Origin of the sequence: Psychrobacter sp. JCM 18900, assembly GCF_904846625.1 — a bacterium.
GTDB lineage: Bacteria > Pseudomonadota > Gammaproteobacteria > Pseudomonadales > Moraxellaceae > Psychrobacter.
On the sequence record NZ_CAJHBL010000002.1, the window covers coordinates 345,736 to 362,227 of the forward strand.

The window sequence follows — 16,492 nt, forward strand, 5'->3', positions numbered from 1 at the left end:
AAAACTAGTTAACCCTCGGAGCGCAACGCTTCACTTCTTAACTAAGTTTTTGAAACGCTATTTTAGCGAAGTCTTTCTAGTAGTGTTATTTACGTTTAATCCTAAACTTCTACGCCTGTACAAACCCAAAAAACCATATTTATTAATAAACAAAAAACCTAGCAGAAAAAAGCTCGTTGGCGTTGCAAAAATATTAGCAACGTAACAGCGAAAAACTGTGGCTAAAAAGCCTATCAGAATTAAAGGCTACTACCTTACCAAGTCGATTAATTTACTTAACTTTATAGATAATGACGTCATTTAAACAATGGCGAATAGATTCGGCTGGCTTGAAATAAGCATTCAGACCAGACAATAAAAATGAAGCGACATGCAAACTAAAATCAAAATAATAAGGATATAAATATGACGAGATTAACGTATCAGTTTGAACAAAAGCGGTTAGACAATATGCAATGGTCGGGTGGCTCAAAGCTATCTGGTATAACGGCATTAGCAAATGATGAGAGAGATCGAGTACGAAAACAGCCATTGTTTTACCTCGAAACGGTTTCTATAGACAGTTATGAAGATGACATTTACTTCGTGAACAATACCGATGAGACACTCAGATGGGTAGCACCCTTTAAACCCTATCGAAGCATAACTGAAGCCAGAGCAAAGCTAGGCGATACCAGTGATGAAAACTTACGTAAAGTGACGCTCTATAGTGATGATATGGATAGTGTGTATCAGGATGTACTGCCTAAGCAGGGCGTGCGGATTGGTAGTACTCATATTATGTATGACAGTGATGTGATGATGCAGTGGTTCGTACATGTGCCCTATAAGGGGCCAGATACTCATTATGCGATTTGGCAATTTAATGTAGTGGAAAAGGGCGAGATTCGCGGAACTAATCCGTTGCTGTGGGATGATTTTAGTAAGCCCTCGCACATGGTGAGTTGTGACTGTCTGTCTGAGCGGGCTGATATGCCGATAGAGGTCAGTATTTATGAAGAGCGCTGTGCAATGCTTGACAGGCTTATCGGTTCATTTGGCATATCAAACGCCATATTCATATTGGCAATCAATGATGTGCTCTATCGTTATGGCGTGGGCTGGAGCGCGCCCTATAGCGAGTCGGATATACAAGCGCAAGACATTGCGATGAAACTAACAGAACAAAAGCCAGAAAATGCAGAAGCGGTGAAAGCCATTGTCCAAGCGGTTTATGATTTTTGGTTTAACGAAGGTTTTGCAAAAAATACCTCAATGCAGGCTTGTGAGGAGCTTTTAAGCTTGTATCAAGCGCAGGTTGCTAGCCAAAAATCGGTTTAATTTATAAGCCAATTTATCGTGAATAAGCCTAAATAATAATCAAAAAAGGAGAACCTTATGATGTTTCCTATTGAAAACAACGATACGTTTTTACTGTTTTTTCATGGTCTTGATTCAAGTCATGAGACCAGTAAATATACTTGTATCACGCGTGAGCCAAAATACTGTCAAACGGTCAATTATAGAGAAAATTTTGCAGAAATATTTGAGATTTACGATGCATTGATTCGTGAGAAAATGACACAGTATCCTCGAGTGGTATTGGCAGGGCATTCGCTTGGTGGTTGGTTTGCCAATCATTTTTCCTATAAATACAGCTTGCGCGCACTGTTGATTGCGCCTTGTATCTACCCAAGTGAGGTGTTGGCTGACCGTATCCCTGACGTAGTTGATATGAAGCTGTCTTTTCCCACAACCAATACCGAGATGGTACGAGTTATGGTAGAAGTCGACGATGAAAGCTTAGACGTAGCGGTCGCTAGACGAACCTTAGTTAATCTGCCTGACAGCTGGGAAGTTGATTACTTTGAAAGCGGTCATCACCGTATCGCTCGTAGTAGTGATATCTGGTATCACGTAACTCATCTGTGCGAAGACCCTATCGTTTGGATGGATGAGGCGACGTATCATGGTGAAGACTGATAGCGAGGACAATCAAAAAACTGTTGCGACTGATGGATAGATAGACTGCTAAAAATAATTGATTGACATTAAAGACTATCGGTCATAATATTCATGCATGACGATTACTAAACCAAAAGCCCGTCGAGGGCGTCCACCCAATGTCGAAAGAGAGTTTACGGATACTCGTGAAGCTCTTTTAAGATCTGGGATGGAGATGCTAACAGAGCAAGGCTTTGCGACCACTGGTATCGATGCCATACTCAAACGTATCAATGTGCCTAAAGGCTCTTTCTACAATTACTTCAAAAACAAAGAAGCATTTGGACAGGAAGTATTACGGCAGTACGCGTTGTATTTCGCTCGCAAGCTAGATTATTGTTTTCTGAATGAGCAAGTGTCTGCTATGCAGCGTATCAGTGATTTCGTTGAAGATGCTAAGTCGGGAATGATCAAGCACGAATTTCGACGCGGCTGTTTGGTAGGCAACTTGGGTCAAGAGATTATCGTGTTGCCTGACAGTTTTCGTTGTGAGTTAGAAAACATATTGCTTGATTGGCAGGAGCGTTTAGCGGTTTGCTTGCGTCTGGCAGTACAACAGGGACAAATACCTTCGAATAGTGATTGTGATGAGCTGGCTGCTTTCTTTTGGATTGGTTGGGAAGGTGCGGTTTTGCGTGCTAAGTTGACGCAAGATGTCAGTCCATTAGATACTTTTTTCCGAGGTTTTGTAGCAGGAATACAGAAGTAATTTTTTATTTATATTTTTAGACGACCGGTCTAAATTTTTTTACTCATTTATAGACGATTGGTCTAAATAGGAGCTACTATGTTTAATGCAATATTAATTGAAAAAAATGATGGTGTTTATCAGTCTAATTTGACAGAGATACAGGATACACAATTGCCAGAAGGCGATGTCACAGTTCGTGTGGCATATAGCACGCTCAACTATAAAGATGGATTGGCCATCACGGGTCGTAGTCCTGTAGTACGCACATTCCCCATGGTTCCAGGGATTGATTTAGCGGGTACCGTCGAAACAAGCAGCCATCCCCGCTACAAAGCTGGCGACAAGGTGTTGTTAAATGGTTGGAGCGTGGGTGAGAAATATTGGGGCGGTCTATCACAGAAAGCACGATTAAACGGTGACTGGCTTATCCCGCTCCCTGAGTCGATGACTGAACGTCAGGCGATGGCAATTGGTACAGCAGGATATACTGCGATGCTTTGTCTAATCGCATTAGAGCGTCATGGACTCACACCAGAGCGCGGTGAAGTATTGGTGACGGGTGCTAATGGCGGTGTTGGTAGCTTTGCCATCGCACTTTTAGCAAACCAAGGTTACTCTGTCACGGCGTCTACGGGACGTCTGGAAGAAACCGAATACTTAAAGAGCCTCGGTGCAACGACGATCATTGACCGTGCTGAACTGAGTAGTCCGGGACGCGCACTTGGTAAGGAGAAATGGGCTGCCGCAATTGATTCTGTTGGTAGTCATACGCTGGCCAACGTTTGTGCTAGCACGTGTGAAGATGGTTTAGTCGCTACTTGTGGATTGGCTCAAGGCATGGATTTCCCTGCTACTGTTGCGCCATTTATTTTACGCGGTGTCAGTTTGCTTGGTATTAATAGCGTGACGCGACCTTATGATGAGCGTGTAGAAGCATGGCAGCGTTTGAGCACAACCTTGGATATGACGCAATTGGATGCAATCACCAGAGAGGTTGGTCTAAGCGAAGTCATTCCGACAGCAAGCGAGTTATTGGATGGTAAGGTTCGTGGTCGAATAGTCGTTGATGTCAATCGTTAAGCGTTAAGCGTTAATACTTCAACATTAAAGTTTCGGTGTTGAACCTCGTGTTAGCACATGAATAAGTGGTTCATCGAAACGTCTAAGATTGAATGCGCAAAGTGAAAAAGAATTATTCACAAATGGTCACAAATATCGGTATTTATTTTTTGTCATCTGATGTGCTATCATCATTGAACGATCTATCGTGGGTTTAACAGTTTTGTTATTGCCGACCATGACAATAGTCTAATGGCGGCATGACAAACCTTGCAACTTCCAGCACGATATAAAACAACTCTGGTAAAGCGCATGAGCCTGTACTCCGACAACCTCATTTGTGCCTGATTTTTTGCCTATTTGGGCGTATATCATACTTTTTCGTCGGAGTTACAGGAGTCTAAGGTGTTCAATATCATGAGCCACATTGCTAATCCATCTAAATATACCCGTCGTTATCACCCACGCCATTCTCTAGCGCAATATATTATCAATCAAATAGAGTCGCTTGAGCTGCGCCCGCAAGATATCGTCAAGCAAATGGGCTATCCTCTTAAACATACCATACCTGCCTATGACCGCCTGCGCCATGTACTGTCGAGCAAATACCTTGGGCTTGATGGTAGCTATATGGACAAACACTTTACCGCTGATGAGTTTTTGGCAAAATTGTTTGCCGTGCTTGAGATACCGTATCAGCCATTCGCAGAAGATATTGCTCAAATTAAATACGACTTAGCGAATTGCTCTAATACGCTACCCAGATATAGCTTACGAGCGGAAGTAGATTTTACATTTACGAGTGCTGATAATTGGATGTCTCGTGGCGCGGCTTCACGTTTTGCCCAAGTGCATTTACCTAGCGGTTTTGCCAAATTAGACGATGCTGCACGTAAATCAGCGATTCAAGACAGCATCTGCGAGCATTATCAGCAGTATGAGGGCAGTTTGCCATACGACGGTATCATCAAAGGCTATCGGCTGACCATTGAAAAAAACAGCCATGTGGTCGACCATGCAGAGTATGGATTGCCAAAATCTAGCAGTATCTAAATTTTTTTGAGTGTATAAGTAGCGTGAGCTTTTAATTACATTGATTAAATAATCACATTGACCGAAAAAAAATATAAAAATGCCTCACTTTATCGTGGGGCTTTTTGGTTTTTTACGTTATGTTTTATTCTAAGAGTCAAACACTGCTAAATATCAGTTTTATAAAATTCATTTTAAGCGTCAGGTTTCAAGCGTCAGGTTTAGAGATGGCCCGCCATAAAATCACAAATAGCGCATCGAATTCTGCATTTAACGGTGTTTCTGTTTGGCGAATGGTATGCATTAAGCCAAGGCGACTGATAAACCCCATAAACACATCGAAGAGTATGTGTAGTGGGACAGTGTCATTGAGCACCCCACGATTTTGTCCATCTTCTAATACCGCCAAAAACGCGCCAATTAACTCTTTGTTTTCATAGATTGCGATATTACGTATCCGTGAGGCAGAGACCGAAGACAGCACCATCACCGCATCTGGGTGCGAGTCTACAAAATCAAAGCAGACCCACAGTGTCTTACGTAGACGATCTTGTACGCTATCAATCCCTTGCAGATGATCCATAATCCGAGCCGCTAATCTGCCGAGCACAATATCCATAATGGTATAAAACAGCGTCTGCTTATCTCCAAAATACTTGTAGAGTGTTTGCAAAGAGACGTTTGCAGACTTTGCAATCTGCGCCATCGTCACCTCATTAGCGTCAAATCCTGCAAAGACTTTACGAACAGCTTGCTCAATTTTATCCAAAGTTGCGGGCCGCATATCGGATAGGGGCGCTAGAGATCGAGTTTGCGTGAGGCTATCTGACTGACTAAAGGTTTTCATATTTATCGCTTCTTAAAGTATTGGCTATTTGATACGTCCTACCAGTTAAATGATTTGCTCGATAATTTAACATGATTAAATCAATAAGTAATGTAGATTACTATTTTTATTTAATTGATTGCGAAGTAGTTTTTCGTAGCCTATTATAAGACTTGTATATTAATAAATACAAAGAATTTATCGTATATCTACAACGGTAATATAAATTACCATAATTTAAAAAATGGCTTAGATATAGTCAGTTTAATATAATTTCGATACAAGGAAACCGAGTGCAAGTTATACATTAGTATGCTTAGCGAGGATGACGATGTAGCGGATTTATATAGACTTGACTATATAGTTGTTATTCACTCCACCTTGTCAAGGATAGACACCATGAGTATCGAAAAATTTACCCCAAACTGGATGACCGAAGAGCATCAGATGGTGTATGACAGCGCCTTAAAAATGTTTCAATCTTGGGATCCTAAAGATGAGCAGTGGCGCAAAAATGGCATGATTGATCGCGCTGCTTGGGAAGAGGCAGGCGAGATGGGGTTTTTGTGTGCGGCGATACCAGCTGAGTATGGCGGCGGCGGCGGCGATTTCGGTCACGAAGCCGCGCTTATCTACGCACAGACCGAAGCCAATCAATCGGGATTTGGCGGTATGGTGCATTCAGGCATTGTCGCGCCTTATATTTTAGACCATGGTACTGAAGAACAAAAACAAGCGTGGCTACCAAGAATGGCAACGGGCGAATATATCGGCGCTATCGCCATGACCGAGCCTGGTACTGGCTCCGACCTACAAAACATCAAAACCTATGCGGTAAAAGACGGTGATGACTACATTATCAATGGCTCTAAGACCTTTATTACTAATGGTCAGCATGCCAATCTTATCTTATTAGCATGCAAAACAGACCGCGAAAAAGGTGCGCAAGGTGTCTCACTTATCATTGTCGAAACGGATAAAGTAGAAGGGTTTGAGCGCGGACGTAATCTCGACAAGATTGGTCTGACGTCGCAAGATACCTCAGAGTTGTTCTTTAGCAATGTACGTGTGCCGCAAACCAACCTGTTGGGTACGGTAGAAGGCATGGGCTTTATCCAAATGATGCAAGAGCTGCCACGTGAGCGTTTAATCATTGCGCTATCAGGGGTCGGCTCGATGAAGCTTGCTATCAATCTAACGCTAGACTACGTAAAAGGCCGTGAAGCCTTTGGCAAACCTATTTGGAAGTTTCAAAATACGCGCTTTAAGATGGCGGAATGCTATGCTGATTATCTTGCTGCCAGTACCATGTGTGATGCAGCAGTCGATGCGATGTTAGATGGTAAGCTGTCTGTACCGCATGCTTCATTAATTAAATACTGGGTCACCGAAAAACAGTGCGAAGTCATCGACGAATGCGTGCAGCTGTTTGGTGGCTATGGTTATATGACAGAGTATCCTATCGCTCGTCTATATGCCGATGCGCGCGTACAAAAAATCTATGGCGGTACCAATGAGATTATGAAAGAGCTAGCTTCACGATTTATGTAGACGCTTATATTATAAGACTACGATAATTATTGTTTGTTTAAAAAATAAAAAAAGGATTTTTTATGACTGAGACTGCTTATATTTATGATGCGATCCGCACGCCACGTGGCAAAGGCAAAAAGGACGGTTCGTTGTATCAGGCATCACCGATTTGGCTGACGCGCACTTTATTAAAGGAGATGCAACAGCGTCACAACTTGGATACCAGTTTGGTCGATGATGTGGTACTTGGCTGCGTGACACCAGTGGGTGAGCAAGGCTCTGATATCGCCCGCATTGCTGCTATCGATGCTGGCTGGGCACAGAGTGTGGCAGGTCTTACCTTATCTCGTTTTTGTGCCTCTGGTCTAGAATCTATCAATTTAGCTGCGGCCAAAGTCATGTCAGGTATGGAAGACATGGTCGTGGCGGGTGGCGTTGAGTCTATGAGCCGTGTACCGATGGGCTCTGATGGCGGTGCTTGGTACATGGATCCGCGTGTCAATGAAGCGACGCATTTCGTGCCACAAGGAGTGGGTGCAGATACCATCGCAACGCTCAAAGGCTTTAGTCGTAGTGATGTCGATGCCTTTGCCACTGAGTCGCATCACCGCGCTGCGCAGGCTTGGGAGAAGGGCTATTACGATAAGTCTGTTGTCCCTGTCACCGATATCAATGGCATGATGCTATTGGATAAAGACGAAACCATCCGACCTAATACCAATGTCGAGACCTTAGCTAGCCTAAAACCTTCTTTTATTATGCCAGGCAAAATGGGCTTTGATAGCGTTATCTTGGACAGATACACCACAATTGAAACCGTCAATCACGTGCATCATGCGGGTAACTCTTCAGGCATTGTTGATGGGGCTGCCATTTGTTTGGTTGGTAGTGCAGCGGCTGGTCAAAAAGCAGGGCTAAAACCACGCGCCAAAATCACAATGGCCTCAGTTGTTGGTTCAGAACCTGCCATTATGCTGACAGGTCCGACACCAGCTTGCCAAAAATCCCTCGATAAAGCGGGTATGCAAGCTTCTGATATAGACCTTTGGGAAATTAACGAGGCATTCGCTGCTGTCCCGATGAATACTGCTGATGATTTCGGCATCTCGCTTGATATTGTCAATGTCAATGGTGGTGCAATCGCTATGGGTCATCCGCTTGGCGCAACAGGCGCGATGCTGATGACGACTGTCCTTGATGAGTTAGAACGCCGCGACTTACAGACCGCTATGATTACGCTATGTGTGGGCGGGGGTATGGGAATTGCTACCATTATCGAGCGTGTTTAACTTTTTTCTAGAATAGACTAAAAAACCAATTAGACTAAAACGCAATATACAAAGAATCATTTAAGGGATAAAAATGATGACAAATAACCAGACAGCAGATAGCGTAACAGCCATTAATGAATTAGAAAACTTCTCTGCCCAGCGTGATGACGACGGTATCGTCACCGTCACGATTGGCCAAAGCAAACGCAAAATGAATGTCATCGGTGATGGCTTTACGGAGTCGTTCGCCACGATAGTCGATAGTTTCATCAATGATGATGCAGCCACAGGCTTGATTCTCACATCGGCCAAAGAAACCTTTGTGGTTGGCGCAGATATTGATCAATTGAACCAGATAAAGACAGCCGAGCAAGCATTTTCACTGACCGAAGAATTAAAGGGAAGTTTGCGCAAGCTTGAGACCTCAGGTAAGCCTGTGGTCGCTGCTATGACAGGAACCGCACTAGGCGGCGGTTTAGAGCTTGCACTGGCATGTCATTATCGTATTGCCATTGACACGCCCAAGACCAAGCTTGGTTTGCCTGAGGTGAAACTGGGCTTGCTACCTGGCGGCGGCGGTACTCAGCGTTTGCCTCGATTGGTCGGTATTCAGGTAGCACTGGAGCTGATGACTCAGGGCAAAGAATTACGACCAGCTGCGGCAAAAGACATTGGACTTATTGATGCGACCGCTACTGATCGAGCAGATATGCTGAAGCAAGCAAAAGACTGGATTCAAAGTAATCCAAGCGCGCAGCAGCCATGGGATAAGAAAGGTTTTAAAATTCCTGGCGGCGATAGTAAGCATCCAAAGGTGGTTCCTATATTCTCTATCGCCCCAGCCATGGCCAATCAAAAATCACATGGCAACTATCCAGCGATTACTCACATTATGTCTTGTGTGTTTGAAGGATGCCTCGTGGATATCGATACAGGGCTTGAAATTGAGTCGCGTTATTTTGCCGCTTGCGTGATGTCTACTGAATCTAAAAACATGATTAACACCTTATGGACGCAGCTGAATAGTATCAAGAAAGGTCAGTCTAGGCCCCAAGGGTTTGAGCGAACCCAAATTAAAAAGGTCGGTATCTTGGGCGCTGGCATGATGGGCGCTGGCATTGCTTATGTCACTGCCAAAGTAGGTATAGACGTTGTCTTATTGGACACAGAAATTGCCAATGCAGAAAAAGGCAAAGCGTATTCTGCTAGTATTTTGGATAAAGCCATTAGCCGAAAGCGCGCTACCGAAGAGAAAAAACAAGCCCTCCTAGAACGCATTACGCCAACCGTTTCTTACGATAATTTGGCAGATTGCGATCTTATTATCGAAGCGGTATTTGAAAACCGAGAAATTAAAGCCAAGTGTACCCAGCAAAGTGAAGCAGTGATTACAAACACGGCCGTCTATGCTTCTAACACCTCAACACTACCAATTACAGGATTGGCAAAAGCCAGCACGCGACCAAACCAGTTTATCGGTCTGCATTTTTTCTCGCCAGTAGACAAGATGCCGCTCGTTGAGATTATCATGGGCGAGCAAACCGACGATGCAACATTGGCCAAAGCTTTCGACTATGTTGTACAAATAGGTAAAACGCCTATCGTCGTCAATGATAGTCATGGCTTTTATACTTCGCGGGTATTTGGCACCTATGTTTCAGAGGGTATTGCGATGCTAGGAGAGGGTGTGCATCCGCGTAGCATCGAAGTCGCCGGACTAAAAACAGGTATGCCGATGCCGCCGCTAGCATTGCAAGATGAAGTGTCGTTGAGCCTCGCATTGCATGTCAGCGAACAGCAGCAGCTTGATATGGCAGCCGAAGGTAAGCCAATCGTAGTGCGGCCTTCTTATGACATACTAAAAACATTGGTTAATGAGCATGGACGCGAAGGTAAGAAAAATGGCAAAGGGTTCTATGACTATCCAACAGAGGGTGATAAATATCTATGGCCTGAGTTGGTAAATTTATACCCACCAAAGTCAGAGCAACCATCGCAGCAAGATTTGGTTGATCGCCTGATGTTTATTCAAGCCAATGAATCTGCTAAATGCTATGAGGAAAATGTCGTGCGCTCAGTGGCCGATACCAATATAGGGTCTATCTTTGGTTGGGGGTTTGCACCGCAGCATGGCGGTACGCTACAGTTTATCAATGCAATGGGCGTGAGTGCGTTTGTTGAGCGTAGCCGTGAGCTGGCTGCGAAATATGGTGAACGTTTTGAGCCTGCTCAAATCTTGCTAGATATGGCAGCCAAAGGCGAGGCGTTCTCCGATGACTGACATGCATGTATCAAATCATGATCAAATGGCGGACTGTCTACAAGGGTTGCAAGTGTTAGATCTGACTCGTAACCTACCTGGGCCTTTTGCCACGCGTTTGCTTGCGGATTTGGGCGCGGACGTCCTTAAAATCGAGCCCAAACAAGGCGATCCTGCTCGGGTATTTGGTGAGCTCTTCGTAGCTCTAAACCACGGTAAGAAGACCGAAAAGCATGACTTTCATGATCCCAAAGCGATTGAAGCTATAAAAGCACATCTTAAAGAAGCTGATGTGATGCTGGATAGCTTTCGCCCAGGTGTCTTGGCAGAAATGGGGCTAGATGCTAAAACCCTGCATGCCATCAATCCAAAGCTAGTAATAGTGTCAATCACTGGCTATGGCGTAGCAGGCAATTACACAAAAGAAGGTACTTATTTAGAAGATGCTGACTCAACAGGTGGTTCTGAAGTGAATCATGACTGGGCCAACAAAGCCGGTCATGATATTAATTTTATGGCTATGAGCGGTGTACTAGATCAGCTAAAAACAGCGCAGGGTGAGCAGGCTATGCCTAATATCCAGTTTGCGGATTTGGCAGGTGGTAGTGATACAGCAGTGATAGCACTGTTGGCTGCCGTATTTGCCGCGCAGCGTACGGGTAGGGGACGACACATTGCTATTAGCATGACGCACAGTTTGTACAATCATATGGTCATGCCAAAGGTCACAGGCAAACTGATTAATAGCCTTTCAGGACATGGCTTAAACGACACTCTACTGCCGCAACATGACTTTTTGGGCGGTGCATTACCATGCTATCGACTGTACCAAACCGCTGATCAGCGTCATATGGCGGTTGGTTCCTTGGAGCTGAAATTTTGGCAAGGGCTATGTGAGGTATTGGAGCTACCGTCGCTTGAAGAAATACACTGGCAACTTGGTATCATGCCCAATAGACCTGAGAGTGAGGCCGCGACCAACACAATCGCGGAAAAATTTGCCAGTCAAACGCTTGAGTATTGGCAACTTGTATTTTCAGTAACGGATGTCTGTGTGACCCCTGTGTTGAGTCTACATGAAGCTAAAGCTCACCCTTTATTTGCACATCAAGATAAACATCATGCAACATCAGGATGGCAGCAAGTGAATTAATAATTAGTCTGTATTATTCTGACTGCCTGTCTAAACTAGAATGATTGAACTTGTATATTTATAACTGTCTATCTAAAATTGTCTGAATAAGAGACAATACGCCCATAAATCCTAAAGCCTTACGGTATTAAAAAATAGTAGCGCGTTCAAAGGCTCTTAGAGATTGAGCAACACAGACATTTAATAAATTTAACTTAAGCAAAAAGGCAGTTCTGAATGACCAAACATAACCCGTATAATTTTTTACCTTTGCAGCCAACAGGTAGAAACGAGACCAATACTGCTAATACCTATGCTCCTGAAGATATGATTAAAATATACGAGCAGCAGTTTCTCATTCAAGTGCCTGAAGAAGAGCTGACCGAGTTTTTGCCAGCGTTAAAAGCATTCTATGATATCGATAATCATACCTTAGATGTCAGTGCCATTATTTTTGATGCAATCGCAGACTCTGCTATCATTTATAATCACAAAATCAAAGTCGGCGACTATCAGATATTAGGTGAGTTGATAGAAGAGGCGATTGAATATGATGAAGACAACAAAGGTGATGAAAGCGCTGAAAACAAAGAGATTCAGGCCTATACATTAGAGTGCCAACGTACATTTTTTATCAATGATGTAGAAATACCTTATCATTTCAACCTATTCATTTATGGCGACGGTTATTCTACTTTGACCAAAAAAGAAACCGTACTAGAAAAAATGTACTGGTTTGTCAGAGGTAGATTTGAAGAGGATTTATTAGATGATACTGAAGATAATGACAGCTTAGAATCGATTAATGCGCAACTAGCCAGTTTAGGTATTCGTGAAATGGATCTGACGACTGTAGATGAGATAATCAGCTATGTAGAAGGCAGTATCATTGATGATCCCATGGTGGACGAGCTTAATAAACTGTTGGATGATGCTGAGTAGTGTGGAAGATAAGTTAGTAGAGTAATCAGCAAAAGAATAGATTTGAAAAATTATATAGCTGAAAAACTAGAAAAAAGCCTCACTGCTCGTATGATGAATGGTGAGGCTTTTTAAATTCCCAACCTCATAAATAAGTTCTTTCGACATCATCCAAAATTATATGACGCTATACATTTCTAGGTTTTTACCCGTCTCCCCTCAAAGGGTCAGTCGATTTCCTATATAATGTGAGCTATTTCGTTATTGTTGATCCATTCAATTTAGGCTTTTTTCTTAGCAAAAAATGCTTCTTATCAGGTAAAACGGTGCTTTATGTTCAACGCTTCCTCGACTCGTTTAAATAAATACATCAGCGAAAGTGGTATTTGCTCTAGGCGAGACGCTGACCGCTTTATTGAACAAGGTAATGTATACATCAATGGCAAACGTGCGTCAGTAGGTGATCAAGTGGTTGCTGGAGATGCGGTAAAAGTCAACGGGCAGCTTATTGAGCCACGAGAGCCTGATGATTTTATTTTTATTGCATTAAATAAGCCAGTGGGCATTGTGAGCACCACGGAAAGTTCTGAGAAAAACAATATTGTCGATTTTGTACGACATAGTTTACGTATTTTTCCGATTGGCCGTTTGGACAAAGATTCTCAAGGTTTGATCTTTTTGACTAATAATGGTGATTTAGTCAATAAGGTATTACGTGCTGGTAATAACCATGAAAAAGAGTATCTAGTTACGGTAAATAAGCCGTTAACTGATAGTGTTATCGAAGGTTTGGCGGGCGGTGTGCCGATGCTTGGCAAGATGACCAAAAAATGCCCAGTGACTAAAGTGGCGCCTAATGTCTTTAACATCACGCTCGTTCAAGGCTTGAATCGTCAAATTCGCCGTATGTGTGAGCACTTTGGCTACGAAGTCGTCAAGCTTGAACGTACGCGGATTATGAATGTAAGTCTCAAAGGTCTTCCCGTTGGTGACTGGCGAGACTTAACGCCAAATGAGCTGTCCGTGTTACTTAAATCTGTAGAAGATTCTTCTTCGCAAGACAATCATGCGGGCAAGAAATCTCGCAATGCGCCACGAAAGAAACCACGTACGGATGCTTCATCAAAGTCAAAACCATCTACAAAATCAGCAGGGGCAGCAAAGGGGCGTAACAAATACGCCAAAGATGATGCTAGAAAACCAGCAGGTTCTAAAGGTAGGGATGGACGTCCTACTGGTCGTGGTAAGCCGTCAGGCAGTAATGGTAGGTCTGGGGGAAATGGTAAACCTGCTACCAATGGCAGGCGTCCTTCGAAAGGTAGAGGCTCTTCACGGTAATAATTTTTCACAATGTGACGGCTATATTTATTGCTGAAATAGCCGTAAGCTAAATAACTTTAATCTTAATGAGATCATATTATGTTTAAAATAAAAGTAGAGCGCATTGTCAAAAAACCGATTGATGAGGTGTTTGAAGCACTGAGTGACCATGCCAGTTATGGCTCATTTAAAGCGGTGGGAGTGGCTAAGTTGGTGAATGAAGGTGACGAGGAACGCAATGGCGTTGGAGCTTTACGTAGCATTCAAACGGGACCCGTTAAGTTCTGGGAGCGGATTACGGCGTTTGAGCGTCCTACTCATATGCAATACCAAATCAAAAAATCTAAACCTATCAAAATGCAACATGATAAAGGTATCATTGACTTAAAAGACTTGGGCGATGGCACCACACACGTGACTTGGGTATCTGAAGGTCGATTGACGGTACCATTGCCATTAGTCGGTCGCCTATTTGACCGTCAAATGCAGAAACAAGGAACCATAGGGTTTAGTAGCATACTCAAATCTATAGAAAGCCGCTAATCTAGCGGCAATGTTGGATTTTTTGATATCACTCTCTAGTGGTGGCTTATTTTATTTGAGCCATCACTATCAGTTTTAATCCGTTTTATTCTTAGCAGCTTCAATCTCGTTAAAACGCGCTAACTGCTCTGGCGTTGCTTTCTGTTGATATTTTTCTTTCCACTCAGCATAAGGCATACCATAAACAAGTTCGCGCGCATCCTCGTAGTCGATGTCAATACCACGCTCTTCACCAGCCGCTTTATACCATTTGGATAAACAGTTACGACAAAAGTCAGCAAGGTTCATTAGCTCAATATTTTGTACATCTTTACGCTCGTCTAAATGAGCTAATAAGCGACGAAATGCCGCGGCTTCTAATTCGATGTTTGATTCTAATTTTGCCATAAGGTTTTTCCTAATTGTAATTGAGTCATTTCAAAACTGAAATGATACTAACGATATAAATATTGCGCAACCTATGTCGTTCTATATTAAAAAAGGTATACAAGAAAACTTGGCAAACTCGTTGTATTAGCTATATTTTAAATAGAATGAGGTGAACAATATCACCTCATTCTAGGTAGTCAAAATTGTTATATGTCGGAATTATTGAAAGCCTTTAAGCTAAGTTAAATTACTGCATCTGACAAAGTGTTTTGGTGACTTCTAAAAATTTTTCTATATCTTGTAGATTATGGCAGTGGATAGGTGATACACGAATTGAACCTTTCAAACCAAATGATTCCAACATTCTTGATGAGTAAGGGCTTGATAGTAAACGTTCGAAAGTGACGACCCCTGCTGCTTCATAATGATCTACCGCTTTTTTATATTCTAAATTGTCAAAACCAATCGCCATAATAAAGTCTTTTTGGGTTAAGTCTTTGCAATCTAAATAGACATTTACGCCGTCTATATGCCTTAACCCTTGTACATTTTTAGTGCCTTCTAACATTGCGTGCATTAAAGCTCTTTCATGCAATTTGATACGGGTCATACCTTCTACAAAAAGATCTCTTCTTTTCGTTGAAGTAATGAACTGCTCTCCTAACCAACACACGTAATTGACGACTTCAGTGACTGCTGCAAAATGTGCTGGGGCAGGGCTACCAAGTTGCCAATAATCGTGTGGTTTCGCAATTAACTTATTGTGTGGTAATTTCGCCAATCGCTCTGACACATAACCAACTCCAAAACCACGTGGACCAAAAAACTTATAAGGCGCAAAATTAATCCCGTCAACGGGAACTTTGCTCACATCGATAATCCCATGTGGTGCATGTTGTACTGCATCAGCCACAATATACAGATCAGGTTTAATCTTTCTTGCTTCGGCCACTATTTTGGCTTCATCTAACAAGGCACCAGACACATTTGATGCATACATAAAGCTTAATAAACACGTATCTTGGTCAATCAGTTTGATCACATCCTCAACATCGACGCCACCCGTCACAGGGTTAGTCTTAGCCACTCTTAACTCTTTCCCTGTCGCTTTGGCATAAGAAGCCATTGCGTCATAAGCCGAAGGGTGTTCTAACAAAGTCGTCACCACATTACTGCCAGGTATATTCTCCATCACAGTTCTGACTATATCAAACATGACCATAGAGGCAGTGAGCGATGTAACGATACTGCCTTTATCAATATTTAAGATGGTTTCTATGGAACGATACCCTTCTTCTTGGATATCCATCAGCCATTTCGCAGTTGTATTGCCATGCTCTGGACAGTCTGGCAATTCATCTAATTCTTTAAAAATATTACTGGCCGCTTTTAATCTAAACGAGCCACCTGAGTTATCAAAGAAAAGCCTTTTTGTTTTATTAATTGGGTCGATATCCACGTGATAAAATTTGTCTTTAATCATCTCACTCAAGGACTCACTGAAAAGCTCACCTTGTTCAATATTGTATTTCATGACGATTATCCTATTATT

15 protein-coding genes are annotated in these 16,492 nt (G+C 42.8%); 12 read left to right on the forward strand and 3 right to left on the reverse strand.

The genetic code is table 11. The annotated features are described in order from the left end of the window. Positions 1-405 precede the first annotated feature (405 nt). From JMX96_RS04405 to JMX96_RS04425, 5 genes are all read left to right on the forward strand, one after another. Positions 406-1,320, forward strand: a complete 915-nt coding sequence (locus JMX96_RS04405) for a hypothetical protein (RefSeq protein WP_201567575.1) — start codon at positions 406-408, stop codon at positions 1,318-1,320. A 57-nt stretch (positions 1,321-1,377) separates the two neighbouring features. Then, positions 1,378-1,962 (forward strand): YqiA/YcfP family alpha/beta fold hydrolase, encoded by a 585-nt coding sequence (locus JMX96_RS04410; protein WP_201567577.1) that lies wholly within the window; start codon positions 1,378-1,380, stop codon positions 1,960-1,962. Positions 1,963-2,059: 97 nt separating this feature from the next. Further along, positions 2,060-2,692: a TetR/AcrR family transcriptional regulator gene (locus tag JMX96_RS04415; RefSeq protein ID WP_201567579.1), complete on the forward strand. Its 633-nt coding sequence runs from the start codon at positions 2,060-2,062 to the stop codon at positions 2,690-2,692. A gap of 78 nt (positions 2,693-2,770) precedes the next feature. Next, positions 2,771-3,754: an MDR family oxidoreductase gene (locus tag JMX96_RS04420; RefSeq protein ID WP_201567581.1), complete on the forward strand. Its 984-nt coding sequence runs from the start codon at positions 2,771-2,773 to the stop codon at positions 3,752-3,754. 396 nt (positions 3,755-4,150) lie between these two features. After that, complete coding sequence (locus JMX96_RS04425) at positions 4,151-4,786, forward strand: hypothetical protein (RefSeq protein WP_201567583.1); 636 nt, start codon at positions 4,151-4,153, stop codon at positions 4,784-4,786. 187 nt (positions 4,787-4,973) lie between these two features. On the opposite strand, the gene JMX96_RS04430 is transcribed toward JMX96_RS04425, so the two are convergent. Beyond that, complete coding sequence (locus JMX96_RS04430) at positions 4,974-5,612, reverse strand: TetR/AcrR family transcriptional regulator (RefSeq protein WP_201567585.1); 639 nt, start codon at positions 5,610-5,612, stop codon at positions 4,974-4,976. A 378-nt stretch (positions 5,613-5,990) separates the two neighbouring features. Between JMX96_RS04430 and JMX96_RS04435 the strand changes: the two genes are divergently transcribed. The 7 genes from JMX96_RS04435 (at position 5,991) to JMX96_RS04465 (ending at position 14,571) form a co-directional block, all read left to right on the forward strand. Then, positions 5,991-7,142: an acyl-CoA dehydrogenase family protein gene (locus JMX96_RS04435; RefSeq protein ID WP_201567587.1), complete on the forward strand. Its 1,152-nt coding sequence runs from the start codon at positions 5,991-5,993 to the stop codon at positions 7,140-7,142. Between the two features lie 62 nt (positions 7,143-7,204). Continuing rightward, positions 7,205-8,413 (forward strand): acetyl-CoA C-acetyltransferase, encoded by a 1,209-nt coding sequence (locus JMX96_RS04440; RefSeq protein WP_201567589.1) that lies wholly within the window; start codon positions 7,205-7,207, stop codon positions 8,411-8,413. A gap of 73 nt (positions 8,414-8,486) precedes the next feature. Continuing rightward, a complete protein-coding gene (locus JMX96_RS04445) occupies positions 8,487-10,676 on the forward strand; it encodes a 3-hydroxyacyl-CoA dehydrogenase NAD-binding domain-containing protein (RefSeq protein WP_227676914.1) in 2,190 nt (729 codons plus the stop codon). Continuing rightward, on the forward strand, positions 10,669-11,808 hold the full coding sequence (locus JMX96_RS04450; protein ID WP_227676915.1) for a CaiB/BaiF CoA transferase family protein: 1,140 nt from the start codon (positions 10,669-10,671) through the stop codon (positions 11,806-11,808). Before JMX96_RS04445 ends, JMX96_RS04450 begins: the two co-directional genes overlap by 8 nt. A gap of 216 nt (positions 11,809-12,024) precedes the next feature. Beyond that, positions 12,025-12,729 carry a hypothetical protein gene (locus tag JMX96_RS04455; protein WP_201567591.1) on the forward strand — a complete coding sequence of 235 codons (705 nt, stop codon included), beginning with the start codon at positions 12,025-12,027 and terminating at the stop codon, positions 12,727-12,729. Between the two features lie 312 nt (positions 12,730-13,041). After that, the gene (gene rluF, locus JMX96_RS04460) at positions 13,042-14,046 is read left to right on the forward strand and encodes a 23S rRNA pseudouridine(2604) synthase RluF (RefSeq protein WP_201567593.1); all 1,005 of its coding nucleotides are present in this window, start codon (positions 13,042-13,044) and stop codon (positions 14,044-14,046) included. 81 nt (positions 14,047-14,127) lie between these two features. After that, positions 14,128-14,571 (forward strand): SRPBCC family protein, encoded by a 444-nt coding sequence (locus JMX96_RS04465; protein WP_201567595.1) that lies wholly within the window; start codon positions 14,128-14,130, stop codon positions 14,569-14,571. 75 nt (positions 14,572-14,646) lie between these two features. Here JMX96_RS04465 and JMX96_RS04470 read toward each other — a convergent pair whose 3' ends face one another. Continuing rightward, positions 14,647-14,958, reverse strand: coding sequence for a DUF1244 domain-containing protein (locus tag JMX96_RS04470; protein ID WP_201567596.1), 312 nt, complete (start codon positions 14,956-14,958; stop codon positions 14,647-14,649). 229 nt (positions 14,959-15,187) lie between these two features. Further along, positions 15,188-16,474, reverse strand: a complete 1,287-nt coding sequence (locus tag JMX96_RS04475; RefSeq protein WP_201567597.1) for an aminotransferase class V-fold PLP-dependent enzyme — start codon at positions 16,472-16,474, stop codon at positions 15,188-15,190. Positions 16,475-16,492: the final 18 nt, after the last annotated feature.

Bases quoted from the DNA above. Each gene is read 5' to 3' on its own strand.
- JMX96_RS04440 (WP_201567589.1), top strand. From the start codon at position 7,205: ATGACTGAGACTGCTTATATTTATGATGCGATCCGCACGCCACGTGGC.
- JMX96_RS04445 (WP_227676914.1), top strand. From the start codon at position 8,487: ATGATGACAAATAACCAGACAGCAGATAGCGTAACAGCCATTAATGAA.
- JMX96_RS04405 (WP_201567575.1), top strand. From the start codon at position 406: ATGACGAGATTAACGTATCAGTTTGAACAAAAGCGGTTAGACAATATG.
- JMX96_RS04465 (WP_201567595.1), top strand. From the start codon at position 14,128: ATGTTTAAAATAAAAGTAGAGCGCATTGTCAAAAAACCGATTGATGAG.
- JMX96_RS04470 (WP_201567596.1), bottom strand. From the start codon at position 14,958: ATGGCAAAATTAGAATCAAACATCGAATTAGAAGCCGCGGCATTTCGT.
- JMX96_RS04415 (WP_201567579.1), top strand. From the start codon at position 2,060: ATGACGATTACTAAACCAAAAGCCCGTCGAGGGCGTCCACCCAATGTC.
- JMX96_RS04455 (WP_201567591.1), top strand. From the start codon at position 12,025: ATGACCAAACATAACCCGTATAATTTTTTACCTTTGCAGCCAACAGGT.
- JMX96_RS04475 (WP_201567597.1), bottom strand. From the start codon at position 16,474: ATGAAATACAATATTGAACAAGGTGAGCTTTTCAGTGAGTCCTTGAGT.
- JMX96_RS04410 (WP_201567577.1), top strand. From the start codon at position 1,378: ATGATGTTTCCTATTGAAAACAACGATACGTTTTTACTGTTTTTTCAT.
- JMX96_RS04430 (WP_201567585.1), bottom strand. From the start codon at position 5,612: ATGAAAACCTTTAGTCAGTCAGATAGCCTCACGCAAACTCGATCTCTA.
- rluF (WP_201567593.1), top strand. From the start codon at position 13,042: ATGTTCAACGCTTCCTCGACTCGTTTAAATAAATACATCAGCGAAAGT.
- JMX96_RS04450 (WP_227676915.1), top strand. From the start codon at position 10,669: ATGACTGACATGCATGTATCAAATCATGATCAAATGGCGGACTGTCTA.
- JMX96_RS04425 (WP_201567583.1), top strand. From the start codon at position 4,151: ATGAGCCACATTGCTAATCCATCTAAATATACCCGTCGTTATCACCCA.
- JMX96_RS04435 (WP_201567587.1), top strand. From the start codon at position 5,991: ATGAGTATCGAAAAATTTACCCCAAACTGGATGACCGAAGAGCATCAG.
- JMX96_RS04420 (WP_201567581.1), top strand. From the start codon at position 2,771: ATGTTTAATGCAATATTAATTGAAAAAAATGATGGTGTTTATCAGTCT.